Origin of the sequence: Aeromonas sp. QDB23, assembly GCF_027707745.1 — a bacterium.
In the GTDB taxonomy this organism is placed as follows: Bacteria; Pseudomonadota; Gammaproteobacteria; order Enterobacterales; family Aeromonadaceae; genus Aeromonas; species Aeromonas allosaccharophila.
Genome location: NZ_JAPCJA010000099.1, coordinates 1 through 5,980, shown reverse-complemented (window position 1 = coordinate 5,980; position 5,980 = coordinate 1). Strand labels below are relative to the sequence as shown.

The window sequence follows — 5,980 nt, the reverse complement described above, 5'->3', positions numbered from 1 at the left end:
TCCTGCATGGAGACGCGATTAGATCACAGACGATCTGCCTGTTCAAATTTCATTAACAAAGTGCGATCCCGCCCTGGATTCCAGTAGGGTCTAATGGGGTACGCAGCCCTCTGTCCGGCTTGTTCGCCTCGCTCCGTAACGCGATGGCTACCGCACCCGACTGACGGCACAGTCAGGGGCTCAGCATCATCGTAGTCATTTGGGCGCCGCTTCATGATTTTTTCAACTTTACCATGGTGTTACCACCATGAACATGAGCCATATCACTACTCAAACGAATATTTTCAATGTATTGACTCTGCTCTGCTGCCTGGAATGGATCGAGTGGTCTGATATACCTAAACAAGGATACTGGGGGTCTATATGGCTAATATGCCGTTGAGTATTCAACGGCAATAAGAAAATCAGCATCGACGACCATTAGGTTGTACAGAGTCAATTCACAATATGCCTGCTGAGCTCTCGGTGTAATGGTGATCGGCAATCTTTATGGTGTGTGATCGGTTGTTGTGATTAGGTACTGGTTACGCTACTCAACCTCCTCTTAATCAGCCCTGAGCCTTGCTATGACAGCGTTTGATACAATAATGGTTAGGTGGTTAAGTACCGTTGCTGAAAAGCGCTGTGAGCGTTTGAGGAGCCCTCACCGAGGTTTACAGTGACTTTATATAGAAACTACTTAATCAATTAACCAAAACCCACTGTAGGCCAGTAATGGTGCGGCATTCAAGCTGATTAAGCAGTCCACATTGTACTTAACCACTGCCTAATCACTTAATCATCTGCCAACCCTACAGGCAGAAAAAAGCCCCGCCTTATCGGCAGGGCTTAAGAGTCACTTCTTGTCGGCTTTGCCCTTCTCTTTGGGGCTATCGACGGGCAGCAGGTACTCAGTCCTATTGGAGCGCTCCTTGCGGCTCTGGAGCTTGCCCTCGCTCGCTAACACCCTGAGGGCTTTACCCCAGTTGCTCGCCATGCTCAACTTCTCACCGTGGCGGGCGCACAGCTCGCTCGCCGTGAGCCATTCAGATGAGGCCAGCGGACGTGACAGGTGGTGGTGGTAAATAACCTCATAATATGGGCCCTTGTCTGTGTGAGCATCGTTTTCCGATGCGGCCAGTGCAGCTGTCGCGTCATCCAGAAACCACGTCGCGCCAGACTCATAGTGTTCCCTTACCTCCAGCCAAAACTGGCGCAGTTGCTCAGGGTCTGTCTGGGACAAACGGCCTGCACTCCAGCTCCAGCCAAGGACCGCATTGAGGCTCTCAACATCAGCTGCCGCAGCCAACTCGATAACAGCAAATCTGGCGTTACCGGTTGTATCCTTGAGAAAATCCGTCCCGTTGACCGTGGCAATAAATGAAGTCTGGCGCTTTTTGGTGGTCATGCTGCGGGCATAGGGTAGGCGATAGCTGTCGTTCTCTCGGGTCAAAAAAGCCTTGAGGCTACCCGCCTCATGTCGGGTCGTACTCTCAAGCTCAGCCAGCTCCACAACCCATGCAGACACTGCGCGACGAACATCATCAGGCTTGTCTGGATTGATGGCACAATCGAGGGTCGAACCTTGCACCACAGCAGCCAGACGGCTCACCCAGGCGCTTTTTCGATAGGACTGCGCCCCCACCAACACAGGCACCAATTTCGAGTACCAGCGCGGTTGATAGAGTGCAGCGACACACCCAACCAGCCATGCATGTAACACCGCACTCGCATAGACGGGATTAGCAGAATTGAGGGTAGCAATCACCGCATCGATGCGCGGTTTCCCATCCCACGGAGCCCCACGTTCGAGCCACTGACGCACAGGGTGATAACTGTGGCGCTCACAAATTGCGATCAGGTGCTCCTCAATCACGGCATCCGGCACACCTGCCAGCTGGCAGGCATCAACCAGCGCAGATCGCTGGCCCGCCTCAGAGCCCCCCAGGCGCTCACCATCAGCACCCGCCAGTTCCGGCTCACCCGTCATCAGGTTGTAGCGCGGCAACCATGCCTGAAATCGAATGAGGGCGCACAGATTTGCACTGGTTTTGATAGGGCGGCCAGTAGGACCCATGTCCGGCAGAGTCAGCAGTTCACCCTGCATCACCGACCTGACAGCTTGTTGAACCTGTTGTGTGGCAATGCCGTCGTTCTGACCATCATTTGACGGAATATCATGCCCCGCTGTAGTATTTTCATTATTATTCATTTTTATAGTCCTCGGCTTTATCGCCTGATTGTTGTTATATAGAAGCCCTTGTCATTTTCTACTTTTTAATTTCGTGAGCAGCAAACATATTAACCATACACTCAATTAAATCTAAGCGGTTTTTATGAATGGTATTGTGCAACCAATAATGGCGGTATTAGCCCGTCTGTCCTCGATCAGCAAATGAGCCCGAGCGCCCGCAGGCGTTGGAGCGCCTGATCCTGTGCGTCGTTCGAATAATCGGGTTCCTGAGTGATCCGAGCAAGACGCGCAACCAGCCGCATGCTATTTTCATCAAGCCTCGCAGACACATCGAGCAATGACACTGCGTAGTGAGTGTTACATGCCGATGCCAACGCAGCAGCCAGCACCCTGCTAGATCCGGTGCGCGGGTGCTCTACAATGAGAGCCAAAATTTCGTTCAGAATTTTCATCTATTTTTTCTATTCCCTCTATTTAGTTAAAAAGTATTGTGCCTTTTCGGTTGTCATAAATTCTGCTGGTTAGATATTGGTTGTTATCTAAACGCCCTCGATTGATCAGCATCAAGCGATGTCATGACTGCGTTTTGTGTAATAATAAATAATCATCTAAACAGTTTTTATAAATGGCATTGCGCAATAAATATGGATGCCGTCACCAATATATGTATCAAGGTTGTTCCTCCTTCGTCAGACTCCACCTTGATACATATATCAGGCTTCTCGGTCATTCCACATTTCCCGCTCCATGCCATCCATAAAAAGGGATTCTCCACCCCACTGCGTTCGCAAGCTCACTACGGGGGTTACGGGTTCGCTACTCTCACCACATCCCCATACTTACGCACTTTTGTGCGCGTAAGTATGGTTAAAGAAGCCCGTACTTACGTAGTCTCACGCCTCGCACTTACGTGTGTGGCGGTCGGACTTACTTACTATATTTTTATTGTCACCCCCCTCCAATTTTAATCTCGATATACTAATGAATTAATTCATAACCTACTTGAATTAAGACAAATCATTTTCACTGGATTCATTTTTTCGTCTGAATATCACAGCTGCCATCCCTCTGCTCCGCACTGAGGTATTATTGACCTGATTTATTACTGGAGACTCAGGTTTGATATAATGTGTATTATCCGCTGATAGCTGACTGTGAGTCATACGAATTCCGCTTAAATCGGCATCAGCAGGGCAGCTAGGCAGTCGCCCACCTCTAGCCAATTTCCTATTGCCATAACGGTCAACAGAGCCAGTGGCCTGATGGCCCATCAAATATGCAATACGTTGGCGGTCCATTCCGGAACCTTTGAGCTCAGAGCCGAGCTGGTGACGCCAGCTATAAAATGTGGGTAGAGCCTTACGCCTAGGCCATAATTTTTTACCAGCAGCCCGCAGCCTGTCCTGCATCACACCAACGTCTACTCGTTGTGCCTGCATGACACAATATCTGAGCAGGCCAGAATCGATGCCATCCAACAGTAAAGTCCGGTCTGCCCCCCGTTTTCCGCTATGGCTTTTTTTAGCGCCCGTCACAATAACCCGATTTCCATCCCCCCTCAGACCTGAAAGCTCAGCGGGTCTAATGCCTGCGTTTTTAAAAATGAGGATGGCAGAAACCATACTAATGTCACCACGTTGATTAAAATATGATTTCAGAGCATCCTCATCTGCCTGATTGATCGCCCTCGCTCGGGGCTGTCTGGATCTTTTTGATAAATTGCTACCATGTGCAGTCACAGGGTTTTTCGCCCTCCGAATACGTTCGGCAGCATCAGCATAGCCCAGCATATTCTGGTGATATGCCAGAGCACATCGCAGTCTCCGCCAATACCCTGGTCGGTAATCTGGTGCACAGGCTAGCAATTCCTGAGAAATATTTTTTGCCGTGAGTGGCATCTCTCTATTTTCAAGGCGCTGATAAAAAAATTTAGCCAGCTTCGTATACTCAAACTCCGTCTTTTTGGTAACCATATATCTCCTAGAGCTCTTTTCGGCCCCTATTTAAAACCTATTATCTTAACGCAAAAATTATGAGCGCCAGCCATATAAGATAACAACTCACGTAACGTTTATCGTAAAATGATAGTGAACGGTATCACTACAATAATTGAATTATTGCATACAGTATTATATCGTGGATTTGTTGTCAGTTAAATAAAACCACTTGACCTATAAGAATATATTGTTTTTGTCTACTCCCCATCGCTGACTCAATTTATGTATAGCTGCCATCCGCCTATCATCCATATGTAATGTAGATGAGCTATTAACGGAAATATCGTGTATTCTCGAATCACTATCGTCTATAGACGCAGTGTCTGAACCATAACACTGATGAGACTCGTCGGATTTAGCTATCGTAGCTGGTTCCAGTTTCGTAAAACCATTAAAACAGCGGTCCAGCACAGTATCCTCAACGGCATCATAATCAGGTGCATCCTCTACAATCCATTTCCCGTAGTGCCTATATATCATGGCGGTACTGGTTAGCCCCATTTTACGGGCAATCCGCTCTACAGAGACGCCCGCAGTGAGCATCTGACTCGCATAGGTGTGGCGGAATTGGCTAGGCCCTCGATAGCGTACAGCTACTCGTTCACAATAGGGCCTAAAAAATGCCTCCCGAAAATCGTCAACAGAGACATAGGGCCGATCTTCTTCCTGCGAATACGCCAATAAGGTTCTATACATCTGTAAAGATTTTTTATTGTCCGCTTGTAATACAGTAATTAACTGAGGTTGTCTTTGATGGGCATACTCAACCAGTGTTTTGGCTGCGCTCAGAGTCCAGCCACACAGTTCAATGACCCGTTTTGACTCCCTGGTTTTTGGGATTTTAAATTCCTTATCCACCAGCGCTAAATCGATAAACAGCTGCTGCTTATTCAGATCAATTGACTCGACAGTAAGAGCCATGAGTTCGCTAATTCGCAGCCCAGTACCGATTCCCAGGGTGATTAATGCCACCTCAATCGGGTAATGCTCCTCGCAACTCCTCAGAGCCTGGATCTCATGCTGTAAAAATGGATCAGGATCGTTGGAAGATGTTTTACACGTTTTTATATTTTGTATCGGACTCATGGCAATCAGCCTATCGTCCACAGCCCTAGTGAATATCTGCCGCAAGATTGAGAGATAGTGATTTACAGTTTTGTTACTATATTCCTGATGCAACCTAGCCAAAAAGAGGCCCATGTCGGTTGCGGTCACATCAGAGATAATCTGCCTACCAATCCATTTATTAAGCTGTTCAGATTTGCGACGAAAAGCCTTAAATGTAGCTGGCGCATATGCCGGCTTCATAATAATAACATTATTTTTTAGTGCCACCTCAATCGTCATTGCTATCTTGTTTTTTCTATACGCCATTAACTCCACCCTCATGTCATTTGCGGTGAGATTAACCGCATCAAAACGACATGTCAACACGTCAAATCATATTTTTTCAGGCTTGTCAATATCCATTTTTACCAATATTTCAATGGAATTTAAGACAGGTTATTAGATATTCCTAATGTGCGTCATTCATCACCAAAAAAAACAATATAAATAGTCCAGATGAATTTATTTATATTATTTAATAATCTTATTCTGGACGGTGAGGGAGAACAAATTTAAGCGCATCAGAAAAATCTAATTGTTCTACTACAGCCTGCAAACGCTGCACTGTGGATTTTTTTCCATAATGGCGATAGGTAAAACCAATTTTGCTATGTCCTGCCAGGTCTGCCCTTAACCATCCCCTCATATGAGCGAGGCGTGGCGCGGCTTCTGAGGTATGATCGCCATCCTTGACCAGCTAATA

General features: G+C 47.1%; 4 protein-coding genes. All 4 read right to left on the bottom strand.

Going from position 1 to position 5,980, the window contains the following annotated elements; all coding sequences use genetic code 11:
- Nucleotides 1-835: 835 nt before the first annotated feature.
- Nucleotides 836-2,191 carry a VapE domain-containing protein gene (locus PG888_RS22150; protein WP_182969155.1) on the bottom strand — a complete coding sequence of 452 codons (1,356 nt, stop codon included), beginning with the start codon at nucleotides 2,189-2,191 and terminating at the stop codon, nucleotides 836-838.
- Nucleotides 2,192-2,367: 176 nt separating this feature from the next.
- The gene (locus PG888_RS22145; protein WP_017783779.1) at nucleotides 2,368-2,625 is read right to left on the bottom strand and encodes a hypothetical protein; all 258 of its coding nucleotides are present in this window, start codon (nucleotides 2,623-2,625) and stop codon (nucleotides 2,368-2,370) included.
- A 555-nt stretch (nucleotides 2,626-3,180) separates the two neighbouring features.
- Nucleotides 3,181-4,146, bottom strand: a complete 966-nt coding sequence (locus PG888_RS22140) for a site-specific integrase (RefSeq protein WP_182969156.1) — start codon at nucleotides 4,144-4,146, stop codon at nucleotides 3,181-3,183.
- Nucleotides 4,147-4,344: 198 nt separating this feature from the next.
- Nucleotides 4,345-5,604, bottom strand: a complete 1,260-nt coding sequence (locus PG888_RS22135) for a tyrosine-type recombinase/integrase (RefSeq protein ID WP_270694399.1) — start codon at nucleotides 5,602-5,604, stop codon at nucleotides 4,345-4,347.
- Between the last annotated feature and the right edge of the window lie 376 nt (nucleotides 5,605-5,980).